This is a genomic window from Acinetobacter sp. V89_7, from assembly GCF_029967895.1.
Lineage (GTDB): Bacteria > Pseudomonadota > Gammaproteobacteria > Pseudomonadales > Moraxellaceae > Acinetobacter > Acinetobacter soli.
The window spans coordinates 25,319-43,504 of the sequence record NZ_JASCAJ010000031.1; the positions used below are offsets into that span (position 1 = coordinate 25,319).

14 protein-coding genes and 1 pseudogene are annotated in these 18,186 nt (G+C 44.6%); 10 read left to right on the top strand and 5 right to left on the bottom strand.

Annotation, left to right across the window (positions count from 1 at the left end; all coding sequences use genetic code 11):
• Positions 1 to 20: 20 nt before the first annotated feature.
• The gene (locus tag QLG00_RS11535) at positions 21 to 713 is read left to right on the top strand and encodes a YggS family pyridoxal phosphate-dependent enzyme (protein ID WP_282471039.1); all 693 of its coding nucleotides are present in this window, start codon (positions 21 to 23) and stop codon (positions 711 to 713) included.
• A 105-nt stretch (positions 714 to 818) separates the two neighbouring features.
• Positions 819 to 1,664, top strand: coding sequence for an undecaprenyl-diphosphate phosphatase (locus tag QLG00_RS11540; protein WP_282471040.1), 846 nt, complete (start codon positions 819 to 821; stop codon positions 1,662 to 1,664).
• 93 nt (positions 1,665 to 1,757) lie between these two features.
• On the opposite strand, the gene QLG00_RS11545 is transcribed toward QLG00_RS11540, so the two are convergent.
• The 3 genes from QLG00_RS11545 to QLG00_RS11555 form a co-directional block, all read right to left on the bottom strand.
• Positions 1,758 to 2,549 (bottom strand): transglutaminase family protein, encoded by a 792-nt coding sequence (locus QLG00_RS11545; protein WP_076032902.1) that lies wholly within the window; start codon positions 2,547 to 2,549, stop codon positions 1,758 to 1,760.
• A 180-nt stretch (positions 2,550 to 2,729) separates the two neighbouring features.
• Positions 2,730 to 6,326: an AAA family ATPase gene (locus QLG00_RS11550; RefSeq protein WP_282471041.1), complete on the bottom strand. Its 3,597-nt coding sequence runs from the start codon at positions 6,324 to 6,326 to the stop codon at positions 2,730 to 2,732.
• Positions 6,327 to 6,335: 9 nt separating this feature from the next.
• On the bottom strand, positions 6,336 to 7,586 hold the full coding sequence (locus QLG00_RS11555) for an exonuclease SbcCD subunit D (protein ID WP_151977541.1): 1,251 nt from the start codon (positions 7,584 to 7,586) through the stop codon (positions 6,336 to 6,338).
• Between the two features lie 121 nt (positions 7,587 to 7,707).
• Between QLG00_RS11555 and QLG00_RS11560 the strand changes: the two are divergent.
• The 4 genes and pseudogenes from QLG00_RS11560 to QLG00_RS11575 all read left to right on the top strand — a co-directional run.
• A pseudogene (locus tag QLG00_RS11560) lies at positions 7,708 to 7,806 on the top strand (OsmC family peroxiredoxin); the annotation flags it as partial.
• A gap of 260 nt (positions 7,807 to 8,066) precedes the next feature.
• Positions 8,067 to 8,522, top strand: coding sequence for a GNAT family N-acetyltransferase (locus tag QLG00_RS11565; RefSeq protein ID WP_048763856.1), 456 nt, complete (start codon positions 8,067 to 8,069; stop codon positions 8,520 to 8,522).
• Positions 8,523 to 8,801: 279 nt separating this feature from the next.
• On the top strand, positions 8,802 to 9,248 hold the full coding sequence (locus tag QLG00_RS11570) for an ABZJ_00895 family protein (protein WP_048763854.1): 447 nt from the start codon (positions 8,802 to 8,804) through the stop codon (positions 9,246 to 9,248).
• 71 nt (positions 9,249 to 9,319) lie between these two features.
• Entirely contained in the window at positions 9,320 to 10,225 is a 906-nt protein-coding gene (locus QLG00_RS11575) for a TIGR01777 family oxidoreductase (RefSeq protein WP_282471042.1), read from the top strand.
• On the opposite strand, the gene QLG00_RS11580 is transcribed toward QLG00_RS11575, so the two are convergent.
• Together QLG00_RS11580 and hemB are read right to left on the bottom strand one after the other, a co-directional pair.
• Positions 10,222 to 11,349, bottom strand: coding sequence for an FAD-binding oxidoreductase (locus QLG00_RS11580; protein ID WP_282471143.1), 1,128 nt, complete (start codon positions 11,347 to 11,349; stop codon positions 10,222 to 10,224). The genes QLG00_RS11575 and QLG00_RS11580 overlap by 4 nt on opposite strands.
• 29 nt (positions 11,350 to 11,378) lie before the next feature.
• Positions 11,379 to 12,392, bottom strand: a complete 1,014-nt coding sequence (gene hemB, locus QLG00_RS11585) for a porphobilinogen synthase (protein WP_004935513.1) — start codon at positions 12,390 to 12,392, stop codon at positions 11,379 to 11,381.
• A 109-nt stretch (positions 12,393 to 12,501) separates the two neighbouring features.
• On the opposite strand from hemB, the gene QLG00_RS11590 reads away from it, so the two are divergent.
• The 4 genes from QLG00_RS11590 to QLG00_RS11605 all read left to right on the top strand — a co-directional run bounded on the left by QLG00_RS11590 (position 12,502) and on the right by QLG00_RS11605 (position 18,168).
• Positions 12,502 to 12,999: a thioesterase family protein gene (locus QLG00_RS11590; RefSeq protein ID WP_151746691.1), complete on the top strand. Its 498-nt coding sequence runs from the start codon at positions 12,502 to 12,504 to the stop codon at positions 12,997 to 12,999.
• A 327-nt stretch (positions 13,000 to 13,326) separates the two neighbouring features.
• Positions 13,327 to 14,463, top strand: coding sequence for an HlyD family efflux transporter periplasmic adaptor subunit (locus tag QLG00_RS11595; protein ID WP_282471043.1), 1,137 nt, complete (start codon positions 13,327 to 13,329; stop codon positions 14,461 to 14,463).
• A 6-nt stretch (positions 14,464 to 14,469) separates the two neighbouring features.
• Complete coding sequence (locus QLG00_RS11600; RefSeq protein WP_004935520.1) at positions 14,470 to 16,002, top strand: DHA2 family efflux MFS transporter permease subunit; 1,533 nt, start codon at positions 14,470 to 14,472, stop codon at positions 16,000 to 16,002.
• 198 nt (positions 16,003 to 16,200) lie between these two features.
• Positions 16,201 to 18,168: a gamma-glutamyltransferase family protein gene (locus QLG00_RS11605; protein ID WP_104124517.1), complete on the top strand. Its 1,968-nt coding sequence runs from the start codon at positions 16,201 to 16,203 to the stop codon at positions 18,166 to 18,168.
• Positions 18,169 to 18,186: the final 18 nt, after the last annotated feature.

Consider the following 18,186-nt stretch of genomic DNA (forward strand, 5'->3'; position numbering starts at 1 on the left):
TTGAAATGAGAACCCTGTCAATGAATCCGTTTAAAGATGCGCGAAATCACGTTATCGATCAAATCCAGTCGGCTTGTGCGCGAGTACAGCGTGATCCGGCAACGGTCGAATTACTGGCAGTATCAAAAACACATCCGAGTTCGGCGATACGCGATATGTACGAGCTTGGTCAGCGTTGTTTTGGTGAAAACTATTTACAAGAGGCGCTCGATAAAATTCAGGCACTCAAAGACTTAAATATCGAGTGGCATTTTATTGGCCATGTTCAGCGCAATAAAACCAAATTGCTTGCGGAACATTTTGATTGGGTGCACGGGGTCGATCGTTTGATTATTGCCGAGCGCCTGTCATCGCAGCGCGCCGAGCATGCGGCTGATTTAAATATCTGTCTTCAGGTCAATATTGATCATCAGCAAACAAAAGATGGCTGCCAACCTGAGGACGTCGCGGAACTGGTGCAAACTATTAGCCGCTTACCCAAGCTGAAGTTACGCGGAATTATGGTCATTCCTGCACCAGAGCATGCAGAGGCTTTTGAGGCAGCCAAAACGCTTTTTGATGCTGTCAAAGCCCAACATGCACATCCTGAACAGTGGGATACCTTGAGCATGGGCATGTCGGCAGATTTGGATGCTGCCATTGCAGCAGGCTCGACCATTGTACGCATTGGTACGGCTTTATTTGGTGCACGTGACTATAGTCACGGTGTATAAATCTGCAAATTTGATATATGAAATATTTGTGATCATTGAGATTTTTTAATTCAGATTTAATGGTTGGCTCGTATACCACTAACACTGGTTTTCACGAGACATTTCATGGATCTTTTGCATGTTTTTATTTTAGCGGTGATACAGGGGCTGGCGGAGTTATTGCCAGTTTCTAGCTCTGCCCATGTGATCTTGGCAGAAAAGCTGATGGGTTTCGACCCTTCGGCGCCAAATATGACTTTTTTGCTGGTGATGCTCCACACAGGCACCATGTTTGCGGTCATTGTGTATTTTTGGCACTCATGGAAAAAAACCTACTTTTCTGATTGGGCGTCATTTAAGCAGCGCGCTTGGTATGTGTTACTGGCGACTGCCATGACGGGTATGTTTGGACTTTTGTTGCAATCACTGATTAAACACGTATTTTTTGGTGGGGCGAGTAGCTTTGAAATAGAGCATTTATTCAGCAACGCCAAATTAATGGCTGCTGCACTTGCTGCGGCAGGTGTGTTGATTATTTTATCTTCTCGTTTGGATCGTGGTCAGCAAGGTGATGTCCGTTTGCCAAGTGCCATCATCATCGGTGCGGTACAGGCGTTGTGTCTGCCTTTTCGTGGTTTTTCTCGCTCGGGTGCCACCATTTCCACAGGTTTGTTTTTGGGAATTTCCCGTCAGAAAGCAGAAGAGTTTAGTTTTGCTCTGGCGGTAGTTTTAACCCCAGCGGTGATTGCCAAAGAGCTGTTACGCTTGTTGCATGCCCAACAGACCACCACTGGTACAGCACATCTGGCCTTAAGTAGCTTATTTTTGCCGAGCTTGTTTGGAATGGTTTTTAGCTTTCTAACGGGGTTGTTGGCACTGAAATGGCTTTCGGCGTGGCTGGAGCATGGTCGCTGGTATTTATTTGGAATCTATTGCTTGGCCTTTTCAGGTGTGGTGTTGGCATTGACCTAGATTGTGCTTTTACAAAATACGTTGGAGAGCATAGATTCTCCAACGTATTATATTTCTATATGTATTTGTTCAATTGAACGTTGAATACATGATTTAAGACTCAACACGTTCGATAGCAGGTTCAATCGATAACAGTTCGATTTCACCAAATACCGTGGCGAAAGGAACGTCTTTGGCATCGAGTCCAGTGCCGATTCGAACAAACTGATCGATAGGCCCCATGCGTGTGGCATCGAATAATACCCATTGATTTTCAAGATACACTTCAAAGATGGCATGGAAGTCGGGATCTGCATTGTAGAACGGCATGTAACCCACCACAAAGCGCGCAGGAATATTTAAGGCACGGCAAATCGCAATACCCAAGTGAGCAAAATCACGACATACACCTGCACGATTGACCAATATATCGCGTGCTGTGGTGGTACTGTCGGAAGATCCAGCTTGATACACAATATTGTCATGAATCCAGTCACAGATGGCTTGCACTCGTGCATAACCTTTGGGCAATTCACCAAAAGTATTTTGTACCATAGTGCCAATCAAATCTGATTCGCAAAAGCGGCTTGAACCCAGATAAAACAGCGTATAAGACGGCAATTCATGAATTTCACATTCGCGTAATGCGGTATTACGCTCAGGGATATGCGTATCTACGTCGGCATGATAAGAAACACGCAGTTCACCTTCTGGTGCATGTAACCGAATCAGGCGATTTAATCCGCCGTCGCGCTCATATTGCTCGAAATCGAGCTGAGGTTGAAACTCAAATGACTCCTGCTTACAGGTTTGCCATGGATGATTGGCTGCTTCAAACTGAAAAATAAATTCGGTCGCTTGAATCACCCGGTAATGAAGATGACAGTCAATTTTAAAGCTAGGCATATTAAAGAACTCAAAGAAAAAATAAGATTTAATTCTTCTTCATCTAAAAAATTGATCTTTATTGTTGTCAGAAGAGATCATTTTTTGTTTTGAATCTGAATGAAAATCAAAGCTATCAGTTCTGATGAGTTTTTCAATTGTTGCTCCACCCAAAATGCGTTGTACAAAGGTAAAGCGTATTTAGCCCACCACCTGAATTCGACTTGAACCTGAACCCAGTGGTTGTACCTGAATCTGGACTGGAATTCGTTCGTGCATATCTTGAATATGAGAGATCAGTACCACCTTACGACCCTGACTTTGCAACTGATCGAGTGCATTCATCACCATATGCAATGAAGATGCATCGAGCGTGCCAAAGCCTTCATCGATGAACAAGGATTCGATTTTCATCGATCCAGAGGCCATATTGGCAATTGCCAGTGAAATGGCCAGCGCAGTAAGAAAAGATTCACCACCAGAAAGTGAGGCCACAGCACGTATTTCACCATCCATATCATGATCGACAATGGCCAGACTCAGTGAGTTTTCTAGCCGTTTTAGCGTATAGCGCTGTGAAAGCTGAGTCAGTTGCTGATTGGCATATTCAAGCAGAATATCCAGATTATATTGCTGCGCCAGATCTCGAAATTCTTTACCCTTGGCATCGCCAATCAGGCTTGAGATTTTGTGCCAGCGATGCTCTTGTTGCTGGATCAGTTGAATTTGGGCTGCAAACTGCTGCTGCTTGATCAGATTTTGCTGATGTAACTCGAGTTTTATTTTTAAATCGTCACGCTGATCTGTACATTGCTGTAAAGCCACTTGATTGGTGGCAATCTGCTCAGATAACTGCGCAGCCTCTATCTGAGGCGCTGCCTCAAGATGTACATCGAGCTGATGTTGTAGTGTGTTGAGTGCAGAAATAGCCTCGCTCAAGCCACGATCTGCGTGTTGGATGGCTTGGCGAATCTGCTGTTCTTGAGAAGATGATATCGCCAGTAATGCTAGCAATTGATCTTCTTCAAAAAGAGGCTGCTGTGCCAGCCATGCATTGATTTCAGTGGTGCATTGTGTCAGTGAGTCATGTTGTTGCTGTTGCTTGGCCTTTAATTGCTCGAGCGCATTTTTATGCTGTTCAAAACGTTCGCGCGCGAGTTCAAAGCTTTGTTTAATCTGTTGATACTGCTGCTGCAATTGCTGGCGCTGCTGGTCATGCTGTAGTAACCATTCATTGGCTTTAAGGTCTGTCGAAGCTGTCATGGTGACGATGAGCTGGTTGGCAGCTTCAGTATTTTGTTTACCCATCGTCTCAATGTCTTTTAATTGTTGCGTACATTCTGTGTGCTGCGCACTGAGCCCGGCCAGCTTGTATTTTAATAATAGTAACTGCTGATCTTGTTGCTCTTTGTGTTTAACTAAGCGTTCTATTTGTTCGAGTAACTGGCTCCGTTGTTGTAGTGCATTTAATATAGTTTGTGAAAATGTCACGCCATGCGTGTACCAAGCCGATTTATCCTCGGTAGTTAAGCACGCGACAATATGCTGAACGTGTTGTTGTAACTGATCGACTGTCTCAAGCTGATGGCGGGTGTGCTGAATACGTTGACTCAGCTGATGTTGCTGTTTACTGGCTTGCTGGAGTTGATGTAACTCATGCTCAAGCTGCTGTTGCTCCTGAGAGGCCTTTTGCATTAAAGCATCAAGCTGAGCGTTCGCCTCTTGTTCAGCCAAATGCAAGTCGAGCTGTATATTGCACGCCAACAAATGCTGCTGTAATTGCTGTTCATGCACATTTTGTTTTTCATGCAGTTGCTGTAAATCGTCTTGCAATTGCTTGAGCTGGGTTTGACTTTGCGTGTACTGCTGCTGCGTTTTTTGCCAAAGATCGAAAGACTGTTGTTCTTGCTCAATGGCTTGCTGTTCTTGTTGTTGCTGGAGTTCATACAACGCTTTGGAGAGCTGGCTTTGATCTTCACGATAAGGATGTTCGGTACTGCCACACACTACGCAAGCTTCGCCGTGCTTTAGCGCTGCGCGTAAATGTTCAATATTTTCTGCATGGAGTAAACGTTGCTGTTGCAATATCTGCTGAATTTTTTCGCGCTCTTGCTTTGCCAACACATAGGCTTGTTCGGATGTATGGGTCGATGCGTCTAATTGTTGATTGTGATGTTTGATTGTCTCAAATTTATGTTTCAGACTGATCATTTCATTGTTTAATTCGAAATAACGCTGAATTTTTTGCTGTGTACTGTCTAAATGATTGCTATGAACCTGCTGTGCTTGTTTGCGTTGTTGTTTACTCTCGATGTGCAGATCAATTTGTGCTGGAGTACCAAACTGCGATACTAAAGTATTTAATTCAGCCTCATCATGCTCAAGCTGCGTTTGTGCATCCCGAATGGAACCTAAACTCTGTTCTACTTTTTGGTACTGCGTAATAAATTGGCTTAACTGCTGCATGTGCGCATTTAAGCCTTGGTCTAGTGGGGCGTACTGAGCACTATTTTTTAATTGTTCCATGCTTGCTGTATGTTGTCCATCAAGCGTGTGAATGGTTTGCTCTAATTGCTGTTGTTGCTCAAGCAATGGCTGTTGCTGGTTTGTAATTTGGGTTAAGCGATGTCTGGTTTTGTTATAGTCTTCTTTAATATGCTCGCGTTTTTGCAAATGACCGCGTAAATCGGCAAGCTCTTTTTGATACTTTTGTTCAAAGGCTTGAAACTGATGTAGGCTTTGTTCGATTTGGCTATAGCGCGTTTTTTCTTGCTTGAATTGTGTGCTTAGGGTATTGAACTCGGTGTGTTGAAGTTGAATTTGCGGAATGAGTTGTTGCAGTTTTTTTTGGATCTGCTGCTGCTGAAATACAATGGGACGTATTTCAGAAAATGTTTCTAACTGGCTCAGCAACAGGCGATCTTTCTCAAGGCTTTCTTGTGCTTTAAGTTGTACATCGTAATGTTGTTGTTTTAAGCGGATATCCTGACCAAGTTTGTCGCGTTGCTCAAACCATTGCTGTTGTTGTCTGAATTGCGTCTTTGCTTCTTCAAGCCGCACCACCTGTTGCTGAACCGATTCAAATTGCGCTTGTAACTCCGCTACTTCCTCATCTGAGCGTATCTCGATATAGCCCAAATGACTTTCTAAACTTTTACGTTGATTGCTGATTTCTCTAGTTTTTTCAAATGCCAGTTGTCCAATTTTAGCAAAAATCGCTGAGTTGGTCAGGTATTCAAGCAGCTCACCACGTTCGGTGTCACGTGCTTTTAAAAAAGCCGTCACCTCAGATTGCGCCAGTAATACCGCACGGGTAAATTGCTCAAAACTGAGCTGCGTGATGTGCTGTATGTGTGACTCTACCGCTTTGCTTTTGTCTGCAACCACCACGCCATCGGTGAGGCACTTGAGTGAGCGTTGAACATTTTGCAGTTTGCCGGTGGCATTCTCGCGAGCACGCTTAATTTCCCAGCGCGCCATATAATGTTTTTGATCCTGCGCGACAAAGCAGAGTTCAGCAAAACCGTGCGCACAGCCTCGGCGTAAAACGGTCAAAGGGGAGTTGGTCAGGAGCTCGGAGCCATCGACATCGGTAAGCTTGCCATCGCTTTCTTTGAGTCGTGGAATTTTGTTAAACAAAGCCAGACACATGGCATCTAAAATGGTGGACTTACCTGCGCCTGTTTTACCCACAATCGCGATCAGCCCTGCACTGGCCAAAGGCTCAGATTCAAAATCAATGAAATGCTCGTCAGACAAAGAGGCCAGATTTTTGAGTCGGATGGATAAAATTTTCATGAGATGGCTTTAATTCTTTTTAAGTTCTTCAAGTTGTTGTTGTGCCTGCGCAACAAGGCTCATAAAGTCTTTTTTAACGTCATCATCTGCGCTATAGCCTTTTTTGTCCCAAAGTTGTTCAAACAGTTTTTCAGGCGTTGGCGGTTCAAGGTGAACCTGTTGCTCTAAGCGACGGCTTGATCCATCTGTGGCGTATTGTCTGGAAATCCGAACCAATCGGTAACGGTTTGCAGGCAAAGCCTGTTCAAATTGTTGACGAAGATTCGGCTGAGGTGGTGTGCGGCTGAAATATTCGATGTCGACGTATTCGCGCTGATCAATCTCTTCAATTTCGCCATGTGGGAGTGCTGCCAAGCTTGTTAAAACATCTTGTAATTCACCTGTAATTTTATGCAGCTTCACGCTTCTTGGCACCAGCAAGGCATCACATTGAAGATGATTGTCTGAAATTTCTGGCTTAATGGTCACATCCATTACTTGGTGCTTATAGTTGATTTCACTAAACGACAGGGGAATAGGGGAGCCGCTATAGCGAATATGGGTCTGACCCACTTTCTGAGGTTTATGTAAATGCCCCAGTGCGACATAATCGATCGCGTCTTCAAAGAGTGCTGTAGAAAGTGCTTCTTCGTTGCCAATGATAATCGGACGTTCTGAATCTGAGGTTTCACCGCCCTGCATATGCGCATGTGACATCATAATTAAGGCCTGCTCGTCGGTTTTGCGGCGTTTGGCCTCGGCAATCAGTTGCTGGTGTAAATAACCAATCGCATTTTGACTGTTACTGGTCTGTTCGTTCACGCCCGTAATTTCGGCCGAGCGTAAAAAAGGAAGAGCAATGCACCACGCCACAATCTGTTGTGCCTGATCGTAAATCGGTAAAATCAAGCGATCAAGATTCAAGGTTTTGTCTTGATTCCAGCGAATCACACCCACCGCTTTGGCATTGTATTTTTCTAATAACGGCTCGACCTGTTCAATGCGATAACCCGAATCGTGATTTCCTGCAATCATTAAGGTTTGCATATGCGGCGCAAGGCGATGTGCATCTGCCAGAAATTGATAAAGCTGCTTTTGGGCCTGTGAACTTGGATTAATCACGTCAAAAATATCACCCGCTATTAATAAGGCATGGGGTTGTTTGACCTTGATTTGTTCAAGTAACCATGCCAGAAATTGTTCATGCTCGTAGTGGCGGGAGTGATTATAAAAAAACTGCCCCAAATGCCAGTCTGAAGTATGAAAAAAACGCACGGTCATTGCTGATGAACTACCTGTTTTTGAATAGCAGATAAGGTAGCATAAATCACAATCCAATTCAGATGCTACTCAAGTGAAAAGCTGATTTGGTTTTTACTTAAAACAGAACAAGAGATTCATAATGACCATTCATCAATATGATTTAAAAATTCGTTGGATTGGAAACACAGGTGAAGGTACTCAAACCTATCAATCCTATCAACGTGATTTTGTCGTTGAAAGTGAGAGTAAACCCGCTAACGATCAAACTTAGTTGATAACAGGATTAGGTTGAAGCTTTAAAATGCTATGACGCAATGACGGATTACTGTAAATCCGGTTTGCGCAAATCAATTTTACTCTTAGCTTTAAAGTGTACAGAATTGTAAATATTATTTATTTTGCATTAATAGTGCAGGTTTCAGTTTTTATCATAGCTTTTTAGTCTCATCAAAATCATGATAACAGTATGAATCACAATATTAGAGGATCATAGTTTCAATGCAGACCATTAAAATTTCAACACATCCTGAATTTAAAGAACAAGCAGCAAAGTGGTTTTCAAAGAATTGGGATATTCCTTATCAAGCCTATTTAGAGAGCATGCAGGTTGCCATTGATCATCTAAATGCTGTGCCTGAATGGTATGTGATGATTGATAAAAATCGAAATATTGTGGCTGGGGCTGGCATTATTGAAAATGATTTCCATGAGCGGACTGATTTAACACCTAATCTGTGTGCATTATTTGTGGAAGAAAAATACAGGAATCAACATCTGGCAAAACAGCTTTTAAATTTTGTCAAAGTAGATTGTGCTACACGAGGGTTTGAAAAATTATATTTAATTACAGATATGACTAATTTTTATGAAAAGTGTGGATGGCAATTTTTAATAATGGTGAAAACTGACGAAGGAGAGTTAATGAAAATGTATGAATCTGAGATTTATATCTAAAGAAAAAACAGATCACTAAAAAATAAAGACCGACGATTCGAGTGATGAGAAATCGTCGGTCAAAAACTTTAAATCACGTTTGGCTGCTAACAAAACATATCTAAAGTGGATGTCATAGTGAAAGGTCTCCGATTTATTGCGGATGCCGTGCAATTAAAATCGGTTGCTGCAGACCTTATACCCTTAATAACGAATGACCGACCAAAATGGTTGACAAGAACATGAAAAAAAATTGAAAAAAACATAAAATAAATTTTTATTGTTGATGTTGTGGTGTGCATGACTGCTTTACGCCGTTATTTTATCTGGTTTTTTCTGATCTGTTTACTGACTACCCTCATTGCAGGCGTAGTGGCTGCAATATTGCCAATAGGTGTGGGTGGAATAGTAACAGCCGTACCGTATTTGGTGGCTATGATTGTAGTGCTCTATCAGTTTTTAAAACGTGAAAAACGCGCCCCAACGCAGCAAGAACGAAAAAAACTGACTTTGGGTTTCACCTTAATTTTTTGGGGCTATAACTGCGCTGGCGTATTGCTGGGTTTGTATTTGTTTTCACGAAATGACCCAGAAATTATTCAAAACTTTTTACTGTATTTGCAACAACCTCAATTTGTGAGCCTGATTGCGATTATGGTACTGGTTTTGGCGATTCCACTGTATCTGATTACGTATTGGTTTTATGGTAAGCAGGCGCAACGTATGGCCGACAAAATGTTTCAGTAACAGGGTTTTAGTGGATCAATCGAGTGCGTTACACTCAAGCTTAAGAAGAGCAATAAGCAACGTGACAGACTATGAACCAAAAACTTCCAACACTTTTAATTACAGGCGCCTCAGGCTTTATTGGTAGCCATTTATTGCCTTATTTGCTGCATTTGAATTATCGCATTTATGCCCTGACGCGACATTTGGCGCAATCCTTTCAACATGAAAATTTACAATGGATTGACGATTTAAACCAGATCGATCAGCCTCTCGATTATGTGGTAAATCTGGCCGGTGAAAATATTGGACAGCGGCGCTGGACTAAAGCACGTAAGCAAGCCCTGATCGACAGTCGCATCAAGACTACACAACGTGTCTTTGAATGGCTGCTACAGCATCAACAACAACCAAAGCGGATTGTATCGGCATCTGCCATTGGTTATTACGGCATTGATGAAAGTGAAACTTGGCAACAGGTATGCGACGAACAATCACCACCGCAGTCAATTTTCATGTCTGAACTCTGCCAGCAATGGGAAAAAACTGCGCTGTCGTATACGCAGTTTGATACTAAAATCATGCGCTTGGGCGTGGTATTTGCCAAAAATGGGGGCATTTTGCCACAGATGATGCTGCCAATTAAGCTCAATACAGTGGGTGTGATTGGTTCTGGGCGCCAACCTGTAGTCTGGGTACATATTGAAGACGTGCTGGCGATTATCGAATTTTTACTGCATGTGCAGAGTGAGCAAATTGTGTTTAATGCCGTTGCGCCCGATCACACCACGCAAAAAGCCTTTATAAAAACCGCCGCTCAGCAAGTAAAACGCCGTCCGTTTCTCCCTGCACCGGCGTGTTTGTTTAAAACTTTACTGGGTGAACAATCGCAACTCATTTTAAATGGCCAGTTTGTTGCACCCAAAGCGTTATTGGAAGCTGGATATCAGTTTAAATTTCCAGCTTTAGCGCAGGCCCTGCAAGATATTTACCCTTAAACGCCCAGCTCTATTTCGCTGCCCTGAAATAGTCGCTCGGGCGCGTATGGCTGTGGATCGGTGAAAGTGGGTTGATCAAGCATAAGCTGGCGTAACAAACGTGCAGAGGCTGGCCCCATGCACAGTCCATTTCGAAAATGCCCGGTGTTGAGCCAGAGATTTTCGATATTTGGCAGCATGCCGATATAAGGCACCCCGGTCGGCGAGCTAGGGCGCAAGCCCGCCCATCTTTTAATGACTGGAAACTGTGCCAGTTCAGGCACCATGTCTAAACAGGCCTCTAAAATACGTTGCTGTGTGGATGTGTCGGTGTCGGTGCTGTAGCCACAGTCTGCCATGCTTGAGCCACATACCACATGACCATCTTGTCTTGGAATCAAATACATCACCTGATTCATACACATGGTGGGTAACCAGTGCGCAGGCGTTTTAAATAACAGCATTTGGCCTTGTACAGGGCGTACCGGCAGACGAACGCCCAGTTGATCGCTCCAGAGTTGACTCCATGCACCCGTTGCCAGCACAAATTGGTCGGCGTGAAAAACTTGACCTGTAGCACTCTTCACGGCCTGTATGCTGTCTTGGTCAAATATAAATTTTTCAATGAGTTGATCATCAAAAAACGCAACGCGTGGATGCTGTTTTAAATACTGCACAATCGATTGCAACAGACGCGGATTACGAATATTAGACAGCGCTGAAAAATAAATCGCGTGCTGATATTTATTGGCTATCCATGGATTAATCTGTTCAAGTGCATCACGGTCGACATAGTCAGCGCGTTGCATAGGCTGATGAAAATGCTCGGCATAATCCAGCCCGATTTCAAAATCGGATTCATCGAAAATAAGCATGCCAGTATTATGGATTTCAAAATCAATACCGGTTTGAGGCAGTAACTTTTCATTCCATGTTTGGTACAGGTCTTTGCCATGCTGGGCAAGGGTATTGACCGCATGTGGATAGCGCCACGGATACATCGGTGACAATATTCCACCACCTGCCCATGAGGCAGCCTGACCGGCGCGCTGCTGATCAAAAATCGAGACCTGACAGCCGTGCTCGACCAGTTCCAAAGCGGTTAATAGGCCACTGATTCCAGCACCAATAATGGCAATATGCATGCTCATGTTCGATTCATTCACACGTGAGTTTAGTTCATCTCTTTAAGTTTTTGGGCTGCAACATCTGCAAAGTAAGTCCAGATTCCATCTGCACCTGCGCGACGACAGCTCATGAGTGATTCAAGAATCACGCTTTCGGATAACCAGCCATTTTGAATCGCACCTGCCAGCATGGCGTACTCACCACTGACCTGATAAATAAAAGTAGGCACGCCAAAGGTATCTTTGACTTCACGTACAATATCTAAATAAGGCATGCCGGGCTTAACAATCACCATGTCGGCGCCTTCTTGCAAATCCAGTGCAATTTCATGTAAAGCTTCGGCACGATTCCCTACATCCATCTGGTAATTGTATTTATTACCGCCTTTTAAGTTACTTGCCGAACCGACCGCATCACGAAACGGCCCATAAAAACTTGAGGCATATTTGGCTGAATACGCCATGATATTGGTATAGATAAAGTTATTTTGCTCAAGTGCCTGTCGAATTGCCCCGATACGTCCGTCCATCATATCGCTTGGTGCAATTACGTCGGCACCCGCAGCTGCGTGGCTTAACGCTTGCTTGACCAGACATTCTACGGTTTCATCGTTGAGTACATAGCCGGTGTCATCGATAATGCCATCTTGACCATGTGTGGTATATGGGTCGAGCGCGCCGTCGGTGATGAGCACCATTTCAGGCAGTTCTTTTTTGAGTAAACGACAGGTTTCTTGTACCAGACCGTCGTCACGCCAAGCAGCTTCAGCACTCAGGCTTTTGTCTTCTTGCGGGGTGACCGGAAAAAGAGCCAGCTTAGATACCCCAAGTTCGAGTAGCTGTTCAGCTTTTTTTAGCAACAGATCTGCCGACAAACGATGAATATTGGGCATACTTGGAATTTCTTGGCGCTGATTTTGGCCAGGCAATACAAATACTGGATAAATGAGATGATGAGGTGTCAGATGCGTTTCACTGACCATGGCGCGCAGTTGATCATTTTTACGGATACGACGCATGCGGGTTGCTGGAAAAGCGGGACGATTGAACGTATAAGTCATAACAATCTCAAGGTTCAGTATTAAACTTGTGGGATATTGTAGACCCATCAGCAGGCATTTGTACAAACTGAATTAGTGTTAACGCAGATTTATCGATATTGAGTGTTTTATGAGTGAATCAACAAAACTATGGACGGGGCATATTCATTTAGGTGAAGAAATTGACCTAAATGTAATTTTAAACCAGTTATGTCATGCGTTTAATCATTCGCCTTTCTTCTCGCACAATGCCATGACCATGCGGGTGGTCGATGGGCAAATTGAAGGTTATTTTGAAATGAAGCCCAGCCTGATTGGCAATGTTGCCTTTCAGATTTTGCATGGAGGGGTTGCCGCAACGTTACTCGATAGCATTGGTGGAATTGTCGCGATGGCAGAAGTTTATAAACGTACTGAAGTTGCGGATATGCCAGAGGCCATCAAAAAAGTATCACGTTTAGCCACTGTCGATATGCGTGTCGATTACTTGGCGCCAGGGCGGGGTAAATTTTTTATTGCGCGGGCGGAAACCTTAAGATTTGGCCGCAAAGGCTGCACCATGCGCATGACCATGTTTAACCACGAGCAAACCCCGATCGCTACTGCGATTGCCTCATATGCCTTTTAAATAGTCACCCAAAATCCACAAATCTGGGCCACAGTCTTGAAGCGCTTTGCTGCGTGGTCGAGCGTTTGTGGGTTAAAAGCAGTACATCAGGTATCAGATTTATTCAAAAAGACTAAGGGCTGTATTCTCAATACATGCGGTTTTGAACGCTCAAGTTATTTTTTTATTCTCAGCATATGAAAAAAATAAGTAGAATTGCAAAATTTTGAAAATATCAATTGTCATCTTGCGTTTCTTTTAAGGTTCAGTTCAGGTTCTCTTCCTAAACTTAAAATTATCTTAAGAACATCGTGGCAATTTTTACTTGAGCTGATTTAGGAATACCCAATGACTGATTCTCCACAGGCTTCTGCATCCGATCAAAATGGGGATGCTTTAAAGGCGAAACGAAAGAAATTATTAAGTATTTTTGCTTTGGTGGTCATTGTTGCCGCGATTGTGTTTGGCATCTGGTATGTGTTTTTCAATCACACTGTGAATACCGATAATGCCTATGTGGGCGCAGACACTGCACAAATTACCTCCATGGTGACAGGGCAGGTGTCTGAAATTTTGGTCAATGATACCCAGCAAGTGCATAAAGGCGATATTCTGGTCAAAATTGATCCGCGAGATGCCGAAATTGCATTGGCAGAGGCCAAAGCAATGCTGGCCAAAGCACAGCGTACCTATCGTCAAACTGCTGCCAATGGACAATCTCTCAATGCACAGGTTCAGGTGAGTGATGACGGTATTGCCAGCGCACAGGCGCAAGTGTTAAAAGCACAGGCCGATTACAATAACGCCTTGGAAGAACTTAAGCGTCGTCAGGTATTGAGCGAATCGGGTGCCATTTCTAAAGAAGAATTAAGCACTGCCCAAACTGCATCGCGTACAGCCAAAGCGGCTCTTGATGTGGCCAAAGCCGCACTGTCGCAATCGCAATCGAATCATAATGCAGCACAGAGCACATTCGATGCCACACAGGCATTAATTAAAGGCACTTCTGAAGCTTCTGCACCGGATGTACTGAGTGCGCAAACACAGGTTCAAAAAGCACAGCTAGATCTAGATCGTACCGTGATCCGTGCCACAGTCGATGGTGTGATTGCAGGTCGAAGCATTCAGGTGGGGCAGCGTGTTGCACCGGGTACTGTGCTGATGAAAGTTGTGCCAGTTTCGCAGCTTTATGTCGATGCCAACTTCAAAGAAAGCCAGCTTACTAAAGTACGTGTGGGCCAAACAGCTACGCTGACCTCCGATCTATATGGCGATGATGTGGTGTATCACGGAAAAGTCATTGGTTTTTCAGGCGGTACGGGTTCGGCATTTGCACTCATTCCTGCACAAAATGCCACGGGTAACTGGATTAAAGTGGTACAGCGTTTGCCGGTTCGTATTGCACTTGATCCGAACGAACTCAAACAGCATCCTTTGCGTGTGGGCTTGTCGATGGAAGCCACGATTGATTTGTCTAAGAAGTAAGTTCTCATGACAACCCAGATAAAAACTCCATTTGCTGAACTCAGCGGCGCACGACTTTTTCTGGCCGCCTTCGTGATCGCACTGTCAAACTTTATGGTGGTGCTCGATACCACCATTGCCAACGTTTCGGTGCCACACATTACGGGCAATCTGGCAGTTTCTGCCTCACAAGGCACGTGGGTAGTCACATCCTATTCGGTGGCCGAAGCGATTTGTGTTCCACTGACTGGCTGGTTGGCCAGCCGTTTTGGCACTGTGCGTGTGTTTGTCGCGGGATTGATCGGTTTTACCCTGTTTTCTTTTTTATGTGGCCTGTCGACCAGTCTTGAATTACTGGTGCTGTGCCGAATCGGGCAAGGTTTGTCGGGCGGCCCACTCATGCCGCTGAGTCAAGCCTTACTGATGCGAATTTTCCCGAAAGAACAACACGCGCAGGCCATGGGCTTATGGGCCATGACCACGGTATTGGGTCCGATTTTAGGTCCGATTTTAGGTGGGGTGATCAGCGACAATCTGTCATGGCACTGGATTTTCTTCATTAATATTCCGGTCGGAATTATTTGTGTCATGGCAACTTTACGGCTGTTACGTGTTGCTGAAACAGACACTATGCAATTACGTATCGATCGGATCGGATTGTTTTTACTGGTGCTCTGGATTGGCGCGTTACAGTTAATGCTCGATTTGGGACATGAGCACGACTGGTTTAGTAGCAGTCTCATTGTAAGTTTTGGAGTAATTGCGGTACTCGGCTTTATCTTGTTTTTGATCTGGGAAATGACCGATCAACAGCCTGTTGTGAATTTGAGGGTATTTAGGCACCGAGGTTTTACCGTTTCTGTACTGGCGCTGGCCTTTGGATTTGGTGCATTTTTTGGCAGTATCGTACTCATTCCTCAGTGGTTGCAAATGGATTTGGGGTACACCGCCACATGGGCAGGCTATCTGACTGCTACTATGGGGATTGGTAGTATTACGATGTCGCCAATTGTGGCCAAGCTGGCCAGCAAGCATGATCCGCGCGCATTGGCCTGTTTTGGCTTGATCTTGCTGGGTGTTGTGACCTTGATGCGTGCTTTCTGGACATCCGACGCCGACTTTATGGCTTTGGCATGGCCTCAAATCCTGCAAGGTTTTGCGGTGCCGTTTTTCTTTGTACCGCTCTCGAATCTGGCGCTAGCAGCCGTCGAGCCACATGAAATCGCCTCGGCTGCGGGACTCATGAACTTTTTGAGAACCATGGCCGGTGCAATTGGTGCATCGATTGCAGTTACCTTATGGGATGACCACGCCATTGTGTCGCGCAGTGAGTTGGTGTCAAAACTACAGCCGCAAGAGGTACAAAATACCTTAACGCAAAATGGATTTAGCACTGAAACAGCGCTGGGCACCATTTCCAATTTGGTTGATAAAGAATCGATTACATTGGCCACCGATCATGTTTTCTTGGTATTTTCATTGGTGTTTTTGGTGGCTGGTCTGATTATCTGGTTAAGCCCTAAACCAAAGCATATGATGGAAGGTCCACCGCCGCATTAAGTCATCTTTGTTTTGATCAAACGTGGCCGTATTGAGCCACGTTTTTATTTTTTAAGTAAAAAATAATAAAATTCAATGGTATAAAATAATATGCTAGAAAATTGATCGATTGATCAAAAAACATTGTATTTTTTCTCCATATTGGCTTCATAATTGCTGACACAGGACGTTCGATAACAAGTAAAGCATGGAGATTCAATGCAAAAAAAATACACCCTGATTCTTGGCGGGTTTTTAAGTTTAGGATTACTACACGGTTGTAACGATTCTAATGATCAAGAACAAACTCAAAACTACACCATCACCGACAATAATCCCAATAGCTGTAATCAGCTCGCAAGTAATGGCTCAACGGTAGTCGTGGGGAGCGGGCAGGCAGGCGATCCATCAGCGCCTGAGCCAGCATCGGCTTACCGTTTGGGGCTTAAGGCCAAAACATCAGATCAATATATGGTGGTTGCCAATACACCACTTGCGACCAAAGCTGGCTGTGATGTTTTAAAAGCCGGTGGGAGTGCAGTGGATGCTGCGATTGCCGTACAGGCAGTACTGGGCTTGGTCGAGCCGCAATCAAGTACCATTGCCGGTAGTGCATTTATGATGTATTACGATGCAAAAACCCAGAAAGTCACGGCATATGATGGTCGTGAAACGGCACCTGCGGCTGCCAATGAATATTATCTGGTTCGACAAAATATTGACGATGCCAGCTCATCAGCACCTGTACCTAGCGCACGACGCAGTGGACGTTCAATTGGGGTGCCCGGCGTGATGCGCATGCTGGAAATGGCACATAATGAGCATGGCAAACTTAAATGGAATCAGTTGTTTGACAATTCGGTACAACTGGCTGAAGGCGGCTTTAAAGTACCAGGACGTCTAGCGGCAGCCATTCAAAGTAATGCAGCATCGTTAGCTCTCGATGCCAATGCAGTCAAAACCTATTTTCACCCAGATGGAACGGCCTACGCTGTGGGTGAAACCATGACCAATCAGGACTATGCCAGAACCATCCGTACGATTGCGGCCAATGGTGCACAGGCGATGTATTCAGGCCCGATTGCACAGGCAATTGTAAATAAAGCCCAGCAAAGCGTAGGCGATGATGCAGCCAAAACTCCGATTACGCCAAGCTTGATGACACTCAATGATTTGTCGAACTATCAGGCTAAAAAGCGTGATGCGATCTGCTTTACGTATCGTAGCCAGTATCATGTATGTACCATGCCACCGCCGTCGTCAGGAGGGATTGCCGTGGCTCAGACGCTGGGAATTTTAGAGAATTTTGATCTTGCATCATATGCGCCAACACAGCCTGAAAACGAAGGCGGTGTACCAAGTGTCATGGGCGTACATTTAGTGTCTGAGGCTGAGCGTCTGGCGTATGCCGATCGGGATAAGTATGTAGCAGATACCGATTTTGTGGCTTTACCAGCACAAGGTATTAGCAGCATGATTGATAAAGCTTACCTGAAAAAACGCGCTGGATTGATTAACACTGAAAAGTCGATGGGCGTTGCTACTGCCGGTGATTTTAATAGTAGTGCTGCAATTGATAAAACAGTGGAGCATGGCACCACCCAATTTACTATTGTGGATGCCTATGGAAACGTGGTTTCCATGACCTCTACAGTTGAATCGAGCATGGGTTCGTTCCATATGGTCGATGGATTTTTGCTCACCAACCAGTTAACCGATTTTAGCGCACAACCGATGGACAGTTCTGGCAATTTGGTGGCTAATCGTGTTCAGCCAAACAAGCGCCCAAGAAGTACCATGGCACCGACACTGGTATTTAAGGGAACTGCGCCGGGCGACTTTTATATGGCTACAGGTTCACCGGGCGGTGGAACGATTATTCAATATGTGGTGAAAACCTTGGTGGGTGCGCTAGATTGGAAACTCGATGCACAGCAAGCGACCTCACTGGTAAATTTTGGCGCAACCAATAGTGCTACCACCAATGTCGACAGCTCTAATACATCGCTAGATTTAAAAGCGCTTGTGGCAGGGCTGGAAGCCAAAGGCCATAAAATCAATTCCGCTGCGCAAAGTAGTGGTGTTGCTACCATTATGCGTATTGCTGTGCAAAACCAAAAAGCGAAGTACGTTGGGGGTGTAGATCCGCGCCGTGAAGGTATCGTTTTGGGCAATGGTGCGTTGTAATCAAAAGCCTATTTTTAA